Below are 15,722 nucleotides of genomic sequence, written 5' to 3'. Positions count from 1 at the left end.
GAGCAAAGCCACTTCGCCGGCTCGCGAACAAGAGTGACCACCTGCTGAAACCACGATCGGTCAGCGGTTGACAAGCCCGCAAGTCACCCGAATTGAGCAACGCAGTCCGTGAACAGGAGGTGTCATCGGCCCGTATAGGGGTATGCGCTTCCCGCCGTACCAACAGGAGTGACCATGCTCGCTCGGACCCTCCGGGCCCCGCTCTGCGTCACCGCGGCCGTGCTCACCGCGGTCCTCGCCCCCACCCCCGCCTATGCGCACATCCCGACCCTCAAAGCCACATGCGCCGACGGTCAGGCGGTCCTCACCGTGGATCTCCGCTACTACAACAACGAGAGACCCAACCGCCTGCACGTCACCGACAACACAACAACCTTGGACAGCCGCACCTTCGGCACCTACTTCCGCCGCACCTACCAGCGACCAGGCACCGAACCCCACACCTTCACCGTCACCGTAGAAGCCTGGGACGACCGCTACTGGACCAGAGGCTGGTCCTTCACCAAAACCCTGACCACCCCCCTCTGCGCCCCACCACCTCCACCACCCCCTCCTCCCCCCACCACAACCCCTCCACCCCGACCTCCCAAAACAACAAACCCCCCAACGACAACCACAACCACCACCACTACAACTACAACAACGACCACCACCACGACGACGACCACCACCACCGCCCTCACGCTGGACTGGCCCACCACCCGCCCGAAACCGGCAGTGATCCACGCGTCCACCGACCTCCCCGACACCGGCGCAAACGTCACCGCACCCCTGGTCCTGGGCCTGGTCCTGCTCACCGGCGGCACCACAGTCCTCATCCTGTTGCGCCGCAAGGCGAACCGCTAAGGCAGCACCTGGATCTTCCGCCCCTGGCCCGCCTGGAACCGGGCCAGGGCGGCGCCGTAGTCGGCCAGTGGTTCGCGGTGGCTGATGAAGATCTCCGGGTCCAGCACCCCGGTCGCGAACAGGTCCGCCGCGCGTTCGAACGAGTGCAGCACGGCCATCGACCCGGTGATGGTGATCTCCTGGTTGTAGATCCGGTACGGGTCGATGGTCACCCGGGTCGCGTAGTCCGACACGCCGAACTGGAGGAACGTCCCGCCCTTCCCCACCCGCTCCAGCCCGTCCTGGATCGCCGCCGCGTTGCCGGTCGCGTCGATCACCACGTCCCAGCCCTCACGGTCGAACTCCGCCGCGGACGAGGCAACACCCGTGCAGCCCAACAACTCCGCCGTGGCCAACCGTTCCGGGTTCAGGTCCACCACCTCGACCGACGCCGCCCCGGTCAGCTTCGCCAGCTCCAACATCATCAACCCCATGGTGCCCGACCCGTAGATCAGCACCCGCGAAGCCATCTGCGCCCGCAGCACGTCGTACCCCCGCACCGCGCACGACAACGGCTCGATCAACGCCGCGTCCTCGACGCGCACGTGGTCCGGCAGCTTCACGCAGTTCGCCACCGGCGCCACCGCGTACTCCGCCGCACCCCCGCCCGTGGTGACACCGATCGCCGCCCACCGGGCGCACAGGTTGTTCCGCCCCGCCCGGCAATAACGGCACTCGTGGCAGTACAGCGACGGGTCGACCGCGACCCGGTCCCCCACCCGCAGCTCGGTCACCGCCGACCCGACCTCGCACACCACGCCGGCGAACTCGTGCCCCGGGACCACCGGCAACGTCGGCGCGAACTCGCCTTGCAGGATGTGCAGGTCCGTGCCGCACAACCCGCACGCGGCGACGTCGACGACCACCTCGCGCGGCCCGGGAGCCGGGTCCGGCACCTCGGCGACCTCCACCACGCCGACGGCGCTGATCACGGCTGCTTTCACTTCACGGCTCCCAACGACAGGCCCTGGACCAGCTTGTCCTGGGCGGCGAACCCGGCGAGAAGCACCGGCAGCGACACGACCACCGCCGCCGCGCACACCTTGGCCAGGAACAACCCCTGGCTGGTGACGAACCCGGTCAGGTAGACCGGTGCGGTGCCCGCCACGACCCCGGTCAGCACCCGGGCGAACAGCAGCTCGTTCCAGCTGAAGATGAAGCAGATCAGCGAGGTGGCGGCGATCCCGGGCATGGCGACCGGCGCGACCACCCGCCGCAACGTGGTCACCAGCCCGGCCCCGTCCAACGCGGCGGCTTCGAGGATCTCCACCGGCACCTCGGCCAGGAACGACCGCATCAGCCACACCGCGATCGGCAGGTTCATCGACGTGTAGAGCACGACCAGGAACGAGATGTTGTCCAGCAGCCCGGTGTACTGGGCCACCAGGTAGATCGGCAGCAGCCCGGCGACGACCGGCAGCATCTTGGTGGACAGGAAGAAGAACAGCACGTCCGACCACTTGTCGACCTTCTTGATCGACAACGCGTACGCGGCCGGGATCGCCAACAACAGCACCAGGACCGTCGAGCCGACCGACGCGCTCAGCGAGTTGATCAACGAAGGCCACGGGCCGGAGCCGAAGAACTCCCGGTACCCGTCCAACGTCAGCGGCGCGGCGACCGACGGCGGGTTGGTGGCCGCGTCGGGCTCGCTGTGCAGCGAGGTCAGCACCATCCACGCGACCGGCGCGAAGAACACCAGCGCGGAGAACCAGGCGAGCACGCCCCAGATCCGCTTCACCCCCGCACCTCCTCTCGCAGCAACGACGACACGACCCGCAGCGCGAACGTGGCGATGACGATCGACCCGACCACCACGACCACCCCCGCCGCGGACGCCTGCCCGTAGTCGTGGGCCTGGTAGAAGGTCTGGTAGATCGTGTACGGCAGGTTCGCCGTCCCCAGCCCACCCGAGGTGATCGTGAAGACGGCGTCGAAGTTCTGCACGATGTAGATCGACCCGAGCAGCGCGCCCAACTCCAGGTACTGGCGCAGGTGCGGCAGGGTCAGGTAGCGGAACACCTGCCACGGCGTGGCCCCGTCGATCCGCGCGGCCTCGACCGCGTCGGCCGGGCGGCTTTGCAGGCCCGCCAACAGGATCAGCATCATGAACGGCGTCCACTGCCACACCAGCGCGGCCTCCACGGCGATCAGCGGCATCCCGCTGATCCACTCCGGCTGCGGCGCGTCCGCACCGAACAGCCACGACAGGACCCCGTTGAACAGGCCGTAGTCGGGGTTGTAGAGGGCGTGCTTCCACAGCAGGGCCGCCGCGACCGGCACCACCAGGAACGGCGCGATGAGCATGGTGCGCACCACCCCGCGCCCGAAGAACTTCCGGTCCAGCAACAAGGCCAGCACCAGCCCGAGCAGCAGGCTCACCAGCACCACCGACGCGGTCAGCACGACCGTGGTCCAGATGGCGCTGCGCAGGTCCGGGTCGGTGAACACCGCGACGTAGTTGTCGAGCCCGGCGAACCCGCGGTTGGTCGGGTCCAGCGAGTTCCACCGCATCAGCGAGATGACCAGCGTGGCCGCGAACGGCAACTGGGTCACGACGATGGTGAACAGCAGAGCCGGGAGGAGCGGGGCGCGCCGGCCCCAGCGCGCCGCCGCCCCGACGCGGCCCGACCGCACCGGCGGCACGGGCCCCGTCGTCTCCACCACGGGCTCTTTCACCGCGGTCACCACGTGCTCCGCGACCCGATCGGGGTGGGGTTCACCATCACTGCCCCCGGTACTTCTTCGCCACGGTCTCGGCCAGCGCCTGGCTCTCCTCCAGCGCGGCGTCCACGCTGGTCGCCCCGGCGATCGCGGCGCTGATCTTCTGCGACACCCGGGTGCCCAGGTCGGTGAACTCGGGGATGCCGACGAACTGGATGCCCGCCACCGGCCGCGGCTGGACACCCGGGTCGGTCGGCTTCGCGCCCGCGATCGCCGCCTCCGCCTGCTTGGCGAACGACCCCGACGCCGCCAGGTACTCCGGCCGCTGGTAGGTCGAGGACCGCTTGCCGTCCGGCACGCGCGACCAGCCCAGTGTCTTTCCCACCAGTTCCTCGTAACCCTTGCCGGAGGCCCAGGAGATGAACTTCCAGGCGTTGTCGGCCTTCTTGCTGGCCTTCTGGACGCCGAACGCCCACGTGTACAGCCACGCCGAGGACTCCGTCTTGACCACCGGGGCCTGCGCGAACCCGAGCTTGCCCTTGACCGGAGAGTCGTCGGCTTCCAGCAACCCCGCCGCGACCGTGGCGTCGTACCACATCGCGACCTTGCCCTGGGTCATGTCGTTCAGGCACTCGGCGAACCCGGCCTGCGCCGCGCCCGCCTCACCGTGCGACCGGACCAGGTCGACGTAGAACCTGGTGGCTTCCTTGAACTCCGGCGAGTTGACCTGCGCCTGCCAGTCCTTGGTGAACCACGTGCCGCCGAACGTGTTGACCACCGTGGTCAACGGCGCCATCAACTGGCCCCAGCCCGGTTGGCCGCGCAGGCAGATGCCCTTCATCCCGGGCGACGAACCGTCCACTTGGGACGCGATGTCCGCGACCTGCTGCCACGTCGGCTTGTCCGGCATCTTGAGGTTCTTGGCGTCCAGAACGTCCTTGCGGTACATCAAGAACGACGACTCGCCGTAGAACGGCTCGGCGTACACCTTGCCGTCCGCGGCCGTCAGCGAGTCGCGGATCGGCTTGAGGATGTCGTCCTGGTCGAACCCGGAGTCCTTGGCGAAGTAGTCGTCCAACGGCGTCAGCCAGCCGTTCTTGGCGTAGATCGGCGTCTCGTAGTTGCTGATGGTGGCCACGTCGTACTGGCCGGCCTGGCTGGAGAAGTCCTGGCTGATCTTGTCGCGGACGTCGTTCTCCGGCAGCACCGTGAAGTTGACCTTGATGCCGGTGTCCTTGGTGAAGTGGTCGGCGGTCAACTCCTCCAGGTCCTGCATCTGGGGGTTGTTCACCATGAGCACGTTGATGGAGTTGTCGCTGCCGCCACCCCCGCCGCCCGCGCCCGCACACGCGGTCGCCGTGAGGAGTACCGCGGCGGTCAGGCCGCCGTATCGCAGTGACTTCATCGTCTTGCCTTTCTCGCCGCGTGCGCCGACCAGGCCCCTCCCTGAAGGGGCCTCGGCGGTGGGGACGGGGTGTTGTGTGCCTACGCCCGGACGACTTTGGGCCCGAGCAGCGAATAGCGGTGGGCCTCCCCCGAGGGCAGGCCGGAGTCGGTGACGACCGCCTCCAGGTCCCGCACGGCGGCGAACCGGTGGAAGCTCGCCACCCCGAACTTCGTGTGCACACCGACGAACACCTTGCGGCGCGCGGCGGCCAGCGCCTGCGCCTTGACCGCGCCGACCGCGGGATCGGGCGTGGTCAGCCCGTGCTCGCGGGAGATGCCGTTCGCGCCGATGTAGGCGAGGTCGATCACCATCTCGGACAGCATCCGCGTGGCCCAGTGGTCGACGGTGGCCAGCGTCCTCCCCCGGACGCGCCCGCCGAGCAGCAGCACCGTCACCGACGGCACCTCCGACAGCACGGCGGCGGTGGGCAGCGACGCGGTGATGACGGTCAGCGGCCTGCCGGTGGGCAGCGCCTCGGCGACGAGCTGCGGGGTGTACCCCTCGTCGACGAACACCGTCTCCGCGTCCCCGAGCCGGTCGGCGGCGGCCCGCGCGATCCGGCGCTTCTCGGGCACCATCGAGGCGGACCGGAACTTGAGCCCGGTCTCGAAGCCCGCGCTCTCCACCGGGAACGCGCCGCCGTGGGTGCGGCGCACCAGCCCATGCTCGTCGAGCAGCCGCAGGTCCCGCCGCACGGTCTCCTGGGCCACGGCCAGCTCCGCCGCGATCTCGGCGACGTCCACCCGCCCCTCGGCCCGAGCCCGGGCGAGGATGCGCCGCTTGCGTTCGTCGGCCCGCACCACGCACCTCCTCTGCCCACTCGGACCCCGGCTGCCCGTTCGGGCGTGCCCAAAAGGTGTAACACCGTCGCAACTGTGTGGCCAGCGCCACACAGCCACGAACGATGCCCGGTTCCTGCCCGCTCCGCCCGCCCGAACCCACACCGGCGACCGGATCCGTGCCCGTTTTCGAGTGCCCGATTGCCCGATTGGGCTTCCAGATAACACGAGACCGGCGCTCCCCCGTGGGGAAGCGCCGGTCTCGTGGGTCGTCAGGCTGCCAGGGGCGGGTAGTCGGTGTAACCCCGCTCGTCACCGCCGAAGAACGTCGTGTGGTCCGGCGTGTTGTACGGCCCGTTCGCCGCGATCCGGGCGGGCAGGTCCGGGTTGGCCAGGAACATCGCGCCGAACGCGATCGCGTCCGCCGTGCCGTCGGCGATCAGCTCCAGGTCGGACGGTTCCGTCACGCCCTCGTGGTTGCGCGGGTTCAAGATCAGGGTCGAGCTGAAGCGCTTGCGCAGGGCCAGGGTCAGGTCGCGGTCCCACTCGGAGATGTGCAGGTAGCCCAGGCCCAGCGGGTCGAGGGCGTCCACCAGCGCCGGGTACACCTCGTGGTGGTCGGTCTCCTTGATGTCGTTGTACCGGTTGCCGGGCGACACCCGCAGCCCAACCCGCTCCGCCCCGATGGCCTCCGCGACCGCCCGCACCACGGCGACCGGGAAGCGCAGCCGGTTCTCCACCGACCCGCCCCACTCGTCGGTCCGCTGGTTGGTGTTCGGCGCGAGGAACTGGTGGATCAGGTACCCGTTGGCACCGTGCAGCTCGATGCCGTCGAAGCCGGCCCGCACCGCGTTGGTGGCGGCCTGGGCGAAGTCGGCGATCGTGGCCTCGATCTCGGCCGGCGACAGCTCGCGCGGCACCACGTTCTCCAGCATCGCGGTGCCGGTGAACGTGCTCCCGGCCGCGCGCACGGGCGAGGCACCGACCGGGTGCAGGTCGCCGGGCAGCAGGTCCGGGTGGCCGATGCGGCCGGTGTGCATGAGCTGGGCGAAGATCACGCCACCCGCCGCGTGGACGGCGTCGGTGACCCTCTGCCACCCGGCCACCTGCTCCTCGCTGTGCAGGCCGGGCGTGTCGACGTACCCCTGGCCGACCGGGGACGGCTGGATGCCCTCGGTGATGATCAGCCCGGCGGAGGCGCGCTGCGCGTAGTACTCGGCCATCGCGGGCGTCGGGACGGTGCCGTAGGCGCGGCTGCGCGTCATCGGCGACATCACGATCCGGTTGGCCAGGCGGGTGCCGGCGAGGTCCAGGGCCTCGAACGGACTGGTCATCACAACCTCCAGGAGTTGGTTACCTGTCCGAACAGGTACCTGCCCCCGGATGTTCCGCGAGTGACCACGATCACGCTGGTAGGGCACTACCATGGGCACCATGGCTGACCAGACAGCGAACCCGACCAGCCTGCCGGTTCCGGCCACCGCCCGCACCGGCCCGGTCAGCCACGCGATCTTCCGCCTGGCCCGCCTGCACCGGATGGTCGCGGGTCAAATCCTGCGCAAAGCGGGCCTGCACCCGGGCCAGGAGCTGGTGATGATGCACCTGTGGGACTGCGGCCCGGCGCGGCAGGCCGAACTGGTGGGCGTGCTCGACTCGGACTCGGCGACCATGACCCGGACCGTCCAGCGCCTGGAGAAGGCGGGCTTCGTCCGCCGGGTCCCGGACCCGTCGGACCGGCGGGCGTCGATCATCGAACCCACGGTCGCCAGCCAGGCGCTGCACCGCGAGGTCGAGCGGCTGTGGGGTGAATTGGAAGAGGCCACCACCAAGGGCTGCGACGACGCCGAACGCGCCGAACTCCTGCGCCTGATGAGCAAGCTGGAGTGCAACCTGGTCGAACGGGCCTTCGGTCCAACCCACCCCCGGACCGACTAGGCCACGCGGAGCCACACGGCGGTGTCCGGCGGCAAAGCACCGTCCACCAACGGTCCGCTGGACAGCAACACCTCCTCGTGAGCGGGCAGTTCCACTGGCTCCGCCGACAGGTTCAGCACGCACGCGAACCCGGGGTCCCGCCGGAACGCCAACACGTCCGGCCCGAGGTCCAGCCACCCCAGGCCGCCGTCACCCAGGGCATCCTCCGCCCGGCGCAGCCGCAACACGGCCTTGTACAGCGACAACATCGAATCCGGGTCTCCGCCCTGCGCGGCCACCGACAACCCCACCCAGTGCGCCGGCCGGGGTAGCCACGACGGACCGTCGTCACCCCACGGGATCGGCACGCGGCACCCGTCCCGCCCCCGGTCGGTGTGCCCCGACCGCACCCACACCGGGTCTTCCCGCAGCTCATCGGGCAGGTCGTCGACTTCGTCGAGGCCCAGTTCCTCGCCTTGGTAGATGTACACGCAACCGGGTAGTGCCGTGGTCAGCAGGGCCGCCGCGCGCGCCCGCTTCGTGCCCAATTCCAGGTCTGTCGGGGTCAGGTGCTGGCGCCGGCCGAAGTCGAACGACGTGTCCCCACGCCCGAACCGGGTCACGTGCCGGGTCACGTCGTGGTTGGACAACACCCAGGTCGGCGGCGCGCCGACCGGGGCGTGGGCGGACAGGGTGGCGTCCACGACCCGGCGCAGCTCGGCGGCGTCCCAGGGGCAGCACAGGAAGTCGAAGTTGAACGCCGAGTGCAGCTCGTCCGGGCGCAGGTACCGGGCGAAGCGCTCGGGGTCGGGCAGCCACATCTCGCCGACGAACACCCGCTCGTCGGGGTACTCGTCGAGCACCGCGCGCCACGACCGGTAGATCTCGTGCACGCCGTCCTGGTCGGAGTACGGGCTTTCCGCGTCCGGCCGGGTGAAGTCCTTGACCAGGCCGTCCGCCACGTCGATGCGGAAGCCGTCCACGCCCCGGTCCAGCCAGAACCGCAGCACGTCCGCGAACTCCGCCCGGACCTCCGGGTTGTCCCAGTTCAGGTCGGGCTGGTGGGGGCTGTACAGGTGCAGGTACCAGGCGCCGTCCGGGGTGCGGCTCCACGCGGGGCCGCCGAAGCGGGACTGCCAGTCGTTGGGCGGCTCGTCGCCCTCGTGGAACCAGAACCGGTCCCGGCCGACGCCGTTCAGCGCCTCCTGGAACCAGGGATGCCTGTCCGAACAGTGGTTCGGCACGATGTCGATGATGATCTTCAGACCGAGGGCGTGCGCCTCGCCGATCAGCTTCTCCGCCTCCACCAGCGTGCCGAACACCGCCGCGATGTCCCGGTAGTCGGCGACGTCGTAGCCGCCGTCCGCCAGCGGGGACGGGTACCAGGGGCTGAGCCACAGCGCGTCCACCCCGAGGTCGGCGAGGTAGGGCAGCCGCTGCCGCAGGCCCGCGAGGTCGCCGACGCCGTCGCCGTTGCCGTCGGCGAAGCTGCGCGGGTACACCTGGTAGATGGCCGCGCTGCGCCACCAGTTCATGTGGGATCCTTCCCTGACGTAGGGGTCAGCCTTTGACGCCACCGGCGGTCAGACCCGCCAGGACGTGGCGTTGGAACACCAGGAACAGCCCGACCACCGGCGCGCCGGCCAGCACGAGGCCGGCGAGCATGAGGTTGACCGGTGTGTCGGGGGCGAAGCGCTGCAACGCCACGCTCAGCGTCTGCCGCGCGGGGTCGGAGAACACCAGCAGTGGCCAGATGAAGTCCTTCCACGCGGCCACCACGGCGAAGATGGACACCACGGCCAGGATCGGCCGGGACAGCGGCAACACGATGCGCCACAACAGGGTCAGCTGCCCGGCGCCGTCGATCTTGGCCGCTTCCAGCACTTCCACCGGGAGCTGGTCGAAGAACCGCTTGAGCAGGAACACGGTGAACGCGTTGGCCGCGCCCAGCAGCCACAGCGCCACCGGGTTGTCGAGCAGGCCGAGGTCGGCGATGGTCAGGTAGGTCGGGACCAGCAGGACGGCCGCCGGCATCATCAGGGTCAGCAGCATCATGCCGAGGATCCCCTTGCCCAGAACCGGTTTCAGCCGGGACAACGCGTAGGCCGCGGGCACGTCGACCGCGAGTTGGACCGCCCACGTGCCGACCGCGACGACGATCGTGTTGAGGAAGTAGCGGCCCAGGTCCATCAGCCGCCAGGCCTCGACGTAGGTTTCCGGTTGCCACGTCAGCGGCAGCACGGTGGGTGGGACGCGGGCGAGTTCCACGGCCGGTTTCATCGCCGAGACCACGACCCACACCAGCGGCAGCACGAACACGGCCGTGACGACGATCGTCGTGATCGTCAATGCGATGGCGTAGCCGGTGCGCGAACGTCCTGGTGCGACAAGGGTTCTCACGCGTCGACCCTCCTCGTGACGCGCAGGTAGAGCGCGGTGAACGCGCCGAGGACCAGCAGCAGCAACAGGCTCAGCGCGCTGGCGGTGCCGAAGTCGTTGTAGTAGAAGGCGTACCGGTAGAGCAGGAGCAGCACGGTGACCGTGGAGTCCTGCGGCCCGCCGCCGGTCATCACGTACGGTTCGGTGAAGACCTGCATGGTGGCCACGATCTGCAGCAGCAGCAGCACCAGCAGCACGAACCGGGTTTGGGGGACGGTGACGTGCCACAGCCTGCGCAGCACGCCCGCGCCGTCCAGTTCCGCCGCCTCGTACAGCTCGCCCGGGATGGATTGCAGTGCGGCGAGGTAGACCAGCGTCGCCGTGCCGAGGTTGGCCCACGTGGCGACCAGGACCAGGGACAGCATGGAGGTGGACGTGTCGTCCAGCCAGCCCAGGCCAGGCAGGCCGAGCCCGCGCAACGCGGTGTTGAGCAGGCCCGGACCCGGGTCGTACAGCCACTTCCAGACCAGCGCCGCGACCACCGGGGGCAGCATCACCGGCAGGTAGACGACCAGCCGGAAGTACGCCTTGAAGTGCCGCAACTCGTTGAGCACCACCGCCAGCAGGAACGGCACCGCGAAGCCGAAGACCAGTGCCAGGACGGTGAACAGCAGGGTGTTGCGCCACGCCACGGCGAACAACGGGTCGGCGAACAGGCGCTCGAAGTTCTCCCAGCCGACCCAGGCCGGTGCGGCGACGAAGTCCACCTGCTGGAAGCCCAGCACGACCCCGCGGGCGATGGGGTACCAGGAGAACACCGCGAAGCACAGCAGGGCGGCGGACAGGAACCCGTACGCGGTCAGGTTCTCCGCGACGCGGCGGCGCATCACTTGACCTGCGCCAGGACCGGGTTCACCTTGGCTTCCGCGTCCGCGAGGAGCGTCGCCGGGTCGGCGTCGCGGTCGGTGAGGACGGCCTGCACCACGTTGTCGAGGATCGCGTAGACCTGCTGGGCGTTGGGCGGTTCGATCAGCCCGGTGGGCGTGGCGTCCACATAGGACTTGAAGTTCTGCACCGGCACGGTGGCGTTGGCGACCTTCAGCTCGTTCTGCTTGGCCTTGACGTCCCCCGTCCAGATGTCGGCGACGGGCGGGACCGGAAGCCCGATCGGCTGCCCCTGTTCCTTGTACCGCTTGAGGTTCTTGTCGAACCGGTCGGGGTTGAGGTACTTCCACCCGATCCACTTCAGGCCGGCTTTGATCTTCTCGGGCGTGGCCTTGGGGTTGAGCATGTACCCTTCGCCGCCGATCAGGGTGCCCTTGCCGTCCGGGATGCCGGTGAGGCCGTAGTTGGCGTAGTCGCCCTTGAACTGGTTGACGATCGTGGGGACGTTGTCGGGGGCGGCCAGGTACATGCCGAGTTGGCCCGCGCCCATCATCTGCTGGACGTCCTCGATGACCAGGAGCTGCTTCTCGCCCATGGTGCCGTCGCGCCAGCGCATGTCCTTGAGGTGCTGGAGGACTTGGCGGCCTTTGTCGTCGTTGAAGTCCGCGACCCACTTGTCGCCGTCCTGGCGGGCGATCTTGCCGCCGACGGAGTACATCCACGCGGTGAAGTGCCAGCCGCCCTGGTTGTTCTTGCTGTACTCGGCGAAGCCGACCTTGTTGCCGCCGAGGGCGGTGATCTTCTTTGCGGCTTCCTTGACCTCGTCCCAGGTTTTGGGCGGGCTGTCGGGGTCCAACCCGGCTTGTTGGAACAGTTGCCGGTTGTAGAGCAGCCCCATCGAGTAGTTGGCCGTCGGGACGCCGTACACCTTGCCGTCCTTGGCGAACACGTCCCGAAGTTCCTGTCGGATCTCCGTGTAGTGCGGGAGATCTTTCACGTACTCGGTGATGTCAGCGGCCTGCCGGCGGGCGATGAGCTGGGCGGGGTCGGTGAAGTAGGCGTAGAAGACGTCTTCCAGCTGGCCGCCGGCGAGCTTGGCGGAGAACGTCTTCGGGTCCATGAAGCCTTCGTGCGGCTGGATGTCGATGTCGGGGTTCGCGGCCTCGAACTCGGCCACGTCCTCGTCGAAGACCTTGCGCTCGAACGCCTGGGTCCGCGGCGGCTGGCCGTTGACCGACAGGACGACCTTGCCCGCGCTCCCGGTGTCGGCGGCGGACGAGCAGGCGGTGAGCGCGAGGCTGCCGACCAGCAGCAACCCCGCCACTCTGCGGAGCCGGAATGAGGTCATGGGGTCGGACCCTCCTCGTGTGGTGTGGCGCACACGGTAGGTCCAGTCCACATCTCACCGCAAGATGTCTACGATTTCTCGCAACTTGCCGACACCATGCCGCAAACGGACCCGCCACCTCCTGACAGCTCCAAACACCCTCTTGCACCCCCCACACACACCACCCCACACACGCCTCCACGACCATGCACGGCCATGCACCGGCCCCACGCCGGCGCCACCATCGCCCCGCCCACGCCACCATCGCCCCGCCCACGCCACCATCGCCCCGCCCACGACGCACCCACCCCGCCCCCTAACCGACTCCACGCCGACGCCCAACGCCCACTCCACGCCGACGCCCCATGCCGACTCCACGCCCACGTCCCGACGAACCCACGCCCACGTCCCGACGAGCCCATGCCCACGTCCCGACGAGCCCATGCCCACGTCCCGACGAGCCCATGCCCACGCGCCGACGAATCCCGCCCGCCGCGATTTGTCGGTCCCCCATGAGACAATCGAGACGGGGGCCAGCGGCCGCCCGCAGCGTCGGAACGCACCACAAACCCGCACGTCAGCGGCGTGTCGGATGTGCTGGGCGCGATCAAGCTAGCCAGCGAGGCGCACCGAAAGCGGTCGGGTCGGCGGCGCACCGGACGCAGTCAAGCCGGCGAGGCGCGATGCGGGTCGGGTCGGCGGCGCACCAGGCGCAGTCAAATTTGCGAGACGCGCCCGACGCGGTCGGGACAGCGGCGCACCAGTCGCGGCCAAGCCAGCTCCGGCGACGTGCACCAGGCGCAGCCAAGCCGGCCCCGGCGAGGCGCACGAGGCGCCGCCAAGCGAGCCGGCGAAGCGCACACCAGGCACGGCCGAGCCAGCCGGCGAAGCGCGCCGGAAGCGGTCGGGTCAGCGACGCGGGAAAGGAGTCGGCTCAGCGACTCGCCGACAGTGGCCAGGTCAGCGAGGTGCGGGCGCCGTCGACGACCGGACCACCAGCTCCGGCTCGAACAGCAATTCCTCCGTCGCCACCGACGTCCCCGCGATCTGGTTCGCCAACAGCTCCACCGCCGCCCGCCCCATCGCCTCGATCGGCTGCCGCACGGTCGTCAGCGGCGGCTCCGTGCAAGTCATGAACGCGGAATCGTCATACCCGACCACCGACACGTCGTGCGGCACGCGCAAGCCTTGCCGCCGCACCGCCCGGATCGCCCCCAGCGCCAACGGGTCGCTCGCGCACACGATCGCCGTCACTCCCCGCTGCAGCAGCCGGGTCGCCGCCGCCTGCCCGCCCTCCAGCGAGAACATGGCGTGCTCCTCCACCAACTCCAGCCGAGCCGCCTCCGCGCACAACATCAACGCCGCCAGCTTGCGCCGCGACGGCATGTGGTCGGTCGGCCCCAACACCGCCCCGATCCGCTGGTGCCCCAACGCCACCAGGTGCCCGAACGCCTGCTCCACCGCCACCGCGTCATCACACGAAACGCGTGGAAACCCGAGGTCATCGACGGCCGCGTTCACCAACACCGCGGGCAGCTTGCGCCGGATCATCTGGTGGTAGTGCTCGTGCGACGCATCCGCCTGCGCGTACTGCCCACCCGCGAACACCACCCCGGACACGTGCTGCTCGAACAGCAACTCCAGGTAGTCCGCCTCCGACACGCCCCCGGCCGTCCGCGTGCACAGCACCGGCGTGAACCCGCGCTGCGCCAAGGCGTTGCCGACGACATCGGCGAACGCGGGGAAGATCGGGTTCTGCAACTCCGGCAGCACCAGGCCGACCAGCCGAGCGCGTTCGCCGCGCAACTGCGTCGGCCGCTCGTACCCGAGCACGTCCAGCGCGGTGAGCACCGCGGACCTGGTCGCGTCGGACACGCCGGGCTTCCCGTTGAGCACGCGGCTCACCGTCGCCTCGCTCACGCCGACCTTCGCGGCCACTTCAGCCAACCGCCGTTGCGTCATGGAGCAACTATACGGCAGGACTTGCGCGAATCTTGCGTGGACTTGCACTGCTTTGCAAGTTCGACGGCGGCGGACAGCACGTGACCAGGCGCGACCACCCGGTCCACCAGCCCCGTGCGCAACGCCTCGGCCGCGTCGACCCGCCGCGCCACCACCACACCCGTGCCGGTCACCCGGACCAGATCACCGTCATCGGCCAACACCCGCCGGTCGCACGCGTCCGCCAACGCAGCCAGATCACCCGACACGCTCCGCCCGATCGCCGCCACCACCGGCACCGGCAACTCCGCCAACGCCGTGCGCAAAGCACGCAACTCCCGAACGTGCTCCCGCCGCGCCGCCGCCGACACCCCGATCACACCCCGCACCGACGCCGGCGACGCCTTGCGCGACCCCGCGTGCAGCACGAGCCCGCGGACGCCGGTCAACGTCGGCAGCAAAGCGCGCAGCCGGGCGGGCGGGTCCTGGTCGAGCCGGACGACCGCGACGCCGTCCGCGAGTTCCACTGTGGCGGGCATGAGGTTGCCCATCGTGGCGGAGTTTTCGCCCGGTTGTCATGTTGCTGACCACTATCAGGTGATGGTTGAGGTACAACATGGCGGTGAAGCGTCTTGTGTGGTCCGCCTTGGTTCTCGCGACGACGGCCGCGTGTGCGACGCCGGTCGCCGGCAAGCCGGTGGCGGGCCAGGTGACCACCGCGCAGGCCGACGCCGAGGTCGTGCGGTGGATGAACAACTTCTGCGGCGTCGCGAACTACCTCGGTGCCTCCGGCGGCTTCACCCTCGGGACGCCGCCGACCGACCCGGCGGAGGCGAAGAAGTCCCTCAGCACCTCGCTCGGCCGCGTGGTCGACGTGCTGAACGTGGCGGTCCACGACCTCGATGAGCTGACACCCGCCCCGGTGGCCGCTGCCGACACGGCGGTGGAGGTCATCCTCGAACCGCTGTCGAAGGCGCGGGACAAGTTCGTGCTCGCCAAGTCCACGGTGGACGAGGCGCCCGAGTTGACCTTGGACATCTTCGGCGCGGTCAACCAGCACCTGACCGAGGCCGTGACGATGATGAACGACGGCGTGGAACAGGTCGGGCTGGTGTCCCTTCCGGACGACTTCCGCGAGGCCGCCGACCAGGCCGAGAACTGCACCAAGTAGGCCGGGAGTCGCGCCAAGTCGACTGAGAACTGCACCAGCTAACAGCGGGGGCGGCGGCCTCCGGCCCCCGCTTCCATGATCTCACGCCCCACCGACAATCCCAGCCGTACGCCCGGGCGAGCAGCAGCCGAACCTGGCGCTCGCAACCCCCGCCCAACACCCGCCGAGCCGCAGCCAAACCGAGCGTCCGCAACCACAGCCCCACCCGCGGGCAACCGCCCCACCCACAGCCGCCCCACCCACAGCCGCCCCACCCACAGCCGCCCCACCCACAGCCGCCCCACCCACAGCCGCCCCACCCACAGCCGCCCCACCCACAGCCGCCCCACC

General features: G+C 69.6%; 15 protein-coding genes. 3 read left to right on the top strand and 12 right to left on the bottom strand.

What is annotated here, in order from left to right; all coding sequences use genetic code 11:
• Nucleotides 1-174: 174 nt before the first annotated feature.
• On the top strand, nucleotides 175-846 hold the full coding sequence (locus RIN75_RS35205) for an LPXTG cell wall anchor domain-containing protein (RefSeq protein ID WP_309116415.1): 672 nt from the start codon (nucleotides 175-177) through the stop codon (nucleotides 844-846).
• On the opposite strand, the gene RIN75_RS35200 is transcribed toward RIN75_RS35205, so the two are convergent.
• The 6 genes from RIN75_RS35200 to RIN75_RS35175 form a co-directional block, all read right to left on the bottom strand.
• Complete coding sequence (locus RIN75_RS35200; protein ID WP_309116414.1) at nucleotides 843-1,829, bottom strand: zinc-dependent alcohol dehydrogenase family protein; 987 nt, start codon at nucleotides 1,827-1,829, stop codon at nucleotides 843-845. The genes RIN75_RS35205 and RIN75_RS35200 overlap by 4 nt on opposite strands.
• Nucleotides 1,826-2,626: a carbohydrate ABC transporter permease gene (locus RIN75_RS35195; RefSeq protein WP_309116413.1), complete on the bottom strand. Its 801-nt coding sequence runs from the start codon at nucleotides 2,624-2,626 to the stop codon at nucleotides 1,826-1,828. The genes RIN75_RS35200 and RIN75_RS35195 overlap by 4 nt, the downstream gene beginning before the upstream one ends.
• Complete coding sequence (locus RIN75_RS35190; protein ID WP_375296063.1) at nucleotides 2,623-3,573, bottom strand: carbohydrate ABC transporter permease; 951 nt, start codon at nucleotides 3,571-3,573, stop codon at nucleotides 2,623-2,625. Before RIN75_RS35190 ends, RIN75_RS35195 begins: the two co-directional genes overlap by 4 nt.
• A gap of 37 nt (nucleotides 3,574-3,610) precedes the next feature.
• Nucleotides 3,611-4,954, bottom strand: coding sequence for a sugar ABC transporter substrate-binding protein (locus RIN75_RS35185; protein ID WP_309116411.1), 1,344 nt, complete (start codon nucleotides 4,952-4,954; stop codon nucleotides 3,611-3,613).
• A gap of 80 nt (nucleotides 4,955-5,034) precedes the next feature.
• The gene (locus RIN75_RS35180; protein ID WP_309116410.1) at nucleotides 5,035-5,796 is read right to left on the bottom strand and encodes a DeoR/GlpR family DNA-binding transcription regulator; all 762 of its coding nucleotides are present in this window, start codon (nucleotides 5,794-5,796) and stop codon (nucleotides 5,035-5,037) included.
• Between the two features lie 251 nt (nucleotides 5,797-6,047).
• On the bottom strand, nucleotides 6,048-7,109 hold the full coding sequence (locus RIN75_RS35175; RefSeq protein ID WP_309116409.1) for an alkene reductase: 1,062 nt from the start codon (nucleotides 7,107-7,109) through the stop codon (nucleotides 6,048-6,050).
• Nucleotides 7,110-7,209: 100 nt separating this feature from the next.
• On the opposite strand from RIN75_RS35175, the gene RIN75_RS35170 reads away from it, so the two are divergent.
• Nucleotides 7,210-7,710 (top strand): MarR family winged helix-turn-helix transcriptional regulator, encoded by a 501-nt coding sequence (locus RIN75_RS35170; protein ID WP_309116408.1) that lies wholly within the window; start codon nucleotides 7,210-7,212, stop codon nucleotides 7,708-7,710.
• On the opposite strand, the gene RIN75_RS35165 is transcribed toward RIN75_RS35170, so the two are convergent.
• The 6 genes from RIN75_RS35165 to RIN75_RS35140 all read right to left on the bottom strand — a co-directional run bounded on the left by RIN75_RS35165 (nucleotide 7,707) and on the right by RIN75_RS35140 (nucleotide 14,760).
• On the bottom strand, nucleotides 7,707-9,224 hold the full coding sequence (locus RIN75_RS35165; RefSeq protein WP_309116407.1) for a glycoside hydrolase family 13 protein: 1,518 nt from the start codon (nucleotides 9,222-9,224) through the stop codon (nucleotides 7,707-7,709). The two genes, RIN75_RS35170 and RIN75_RS35165, sit on opposite strands and share 4 nt — an antisense overlap.
• 25 nt (nucleotides 9,225-9,249) lie before the next feature.
• A complete protein-coding gene (locus RIN75_RS35160; protein WP_309116406.1) occupies nucleotides 9,250-10,089 on the bottom strand; it encodes a carbohydrate ABC transporter permease in 840 nt (279 codons plus the stop codon).
• Entirely contained in the window at nucleotides 10,086-10,955 is an 870-nt protein-coding gene (locus tag RIN75_RS35155; RefSeq protein WP_309116405.1) for a sugar ABC transporter permease, read from the bottom strand. Before RIN75_RS35155 ends, RIN75_RS35160 begins: the two co-directional genes overlap by 4 nt.
• On the bottom strand, nucleotides 10,955-12,301 hold the full coding sequence (locus RIN75_RS35150; RefSeq protein WP_309116404.1) for a sugar ABC transporter substrate-binding protein: 1,347 nt from the start codon (nucleotides 12,299-12,301) through the stop codon (nucleotides 10,955-10,957). The genes RIN75_RS35155 and RIN75_RS35150 overlap by 1 nt, the downstream gene beginning before the upstream one ends.
• A gap of 939 nt (nucleotides 12,302-13,240) precedes the next feature.
• Entirely contained in the window at nucleotides 13,241-14,242 is a 1,002-nt protein-coding gene (locus RIN75_RS35145; protein WP_309116403.1) for a LacI family DNA-binding transcriptional regulator, read from the bottom strand.
• Nucleotides 14,239-14,760 (bottom strand): hypothetical protein, encoded by a 522-nt coding sequence (locus RIN75_RS35140; protein ID WP_309116402.1) that lies wholly within the window; start codon nucleotides 14,758-14,760, stop codon nucleotides 14,239-14,241. The genes RIN75_RS35145 and RIN75_RS35140 overlap by 4 nt, the downstream gene beginning before the upstream one ends.
• Nucleotides 14,761-14,843: 83 nt before the next feature.
• Here RIN75_RS35140 and RIN75_RS35135 point away from each other — a divergent pair, with 83 nt between their 5' ends.
• On the top strand, nucleotides 14,844-15,392 hold the full coding sequence (locus RIN75_RS35135; protein WP_309116401.1) for a hypothetical protein: 549 nt from the start codon (nucleotides 14,844-14,846) through the stop codon (nucleotides 15,390-15,392).
• Nucleotides 15,393-15,722 lie beyond the last annotated feature (330 nt).

Origin of the sequence: Saccharothrix sp. (genome assembly GCF_031180885.1) — a bacterium.
Classification (GTDB): Bacteria; Actinomycetota; Actinomycetes; order Mycobacteriales; family Pseudonocardiaceae; genus Actinosynnema.
This window is presented reverse-complemented; position numbering and strand designations above follow the sequence as displayed.

Bases quoted from the DNA above. Each gene is read 5' to 3' on its own strand.
- RIN75_RS35155 (WP_309116405.1), bottom strand. From the start codon at position 10,955: ATGCGCCGCCGCGTCGCGGAGAACCTGACCGCGTACGGGTTCCTGTCC.
- RIN75_RS35140 (WP_309116402.1), bottom strand. From the start codon at position 14,760: ATGCCCGCCACAGTGGAACTCGCGGACGGCGTCGCGGTCGTCCGGCTC.
- RIN75_RS35150 (WP_309116404.1), bottom strand. From the start codon at position 12,301: ATGACCTCATTCCGGCTCCGCAGAGTGGCGGGGTTGCTGCTGGTCGGC.
- RIN75_RS35205 (WP_309116415.1), top strand. From the start codon at position 175: ATGCTCGCTCGGACCCTCCGGGCCCCGCTCTGCGTCACCGCGGCCGTG.
- RIN75_RS35185 (WP_309116411.1), bottom strand. From the start codon at position 4,954: ATGAAGTCACTGCGATACGGCGGCCTGACCGCCGCGGTACTCCTCACG.
- RIN75_RS35170 (WP_309116408.1), top strand. From the start codon at position 7,210: ATGGCTGACCAGACAGCGAACCCGACCAGCCTGCCGGTTCCGGCCACC.
- RIN75_RS35165 (WP_309116407.1), bottom strand. From the start codon at position 9,224: ATGAACTGGTGGCGCAGCGCGGCCATCTACCAGGTGTACCCGCGCAGC.
- RIN75_RS35175 (WP_309116409.1), bottom strand. From the start codon at position 7,109: ATGACCAGTCCGTTCGAGGCCCTGGACCTCGCCGGCACCCGCCTGGCC.
- RIN75_RS35145 (WP_309116403.1), bottom strand. From the start codon at position 14,242: ATGACGCAACGGCGGTTGGCTGAAGTGGCCGCGAAGGTCGGCGTGAGC.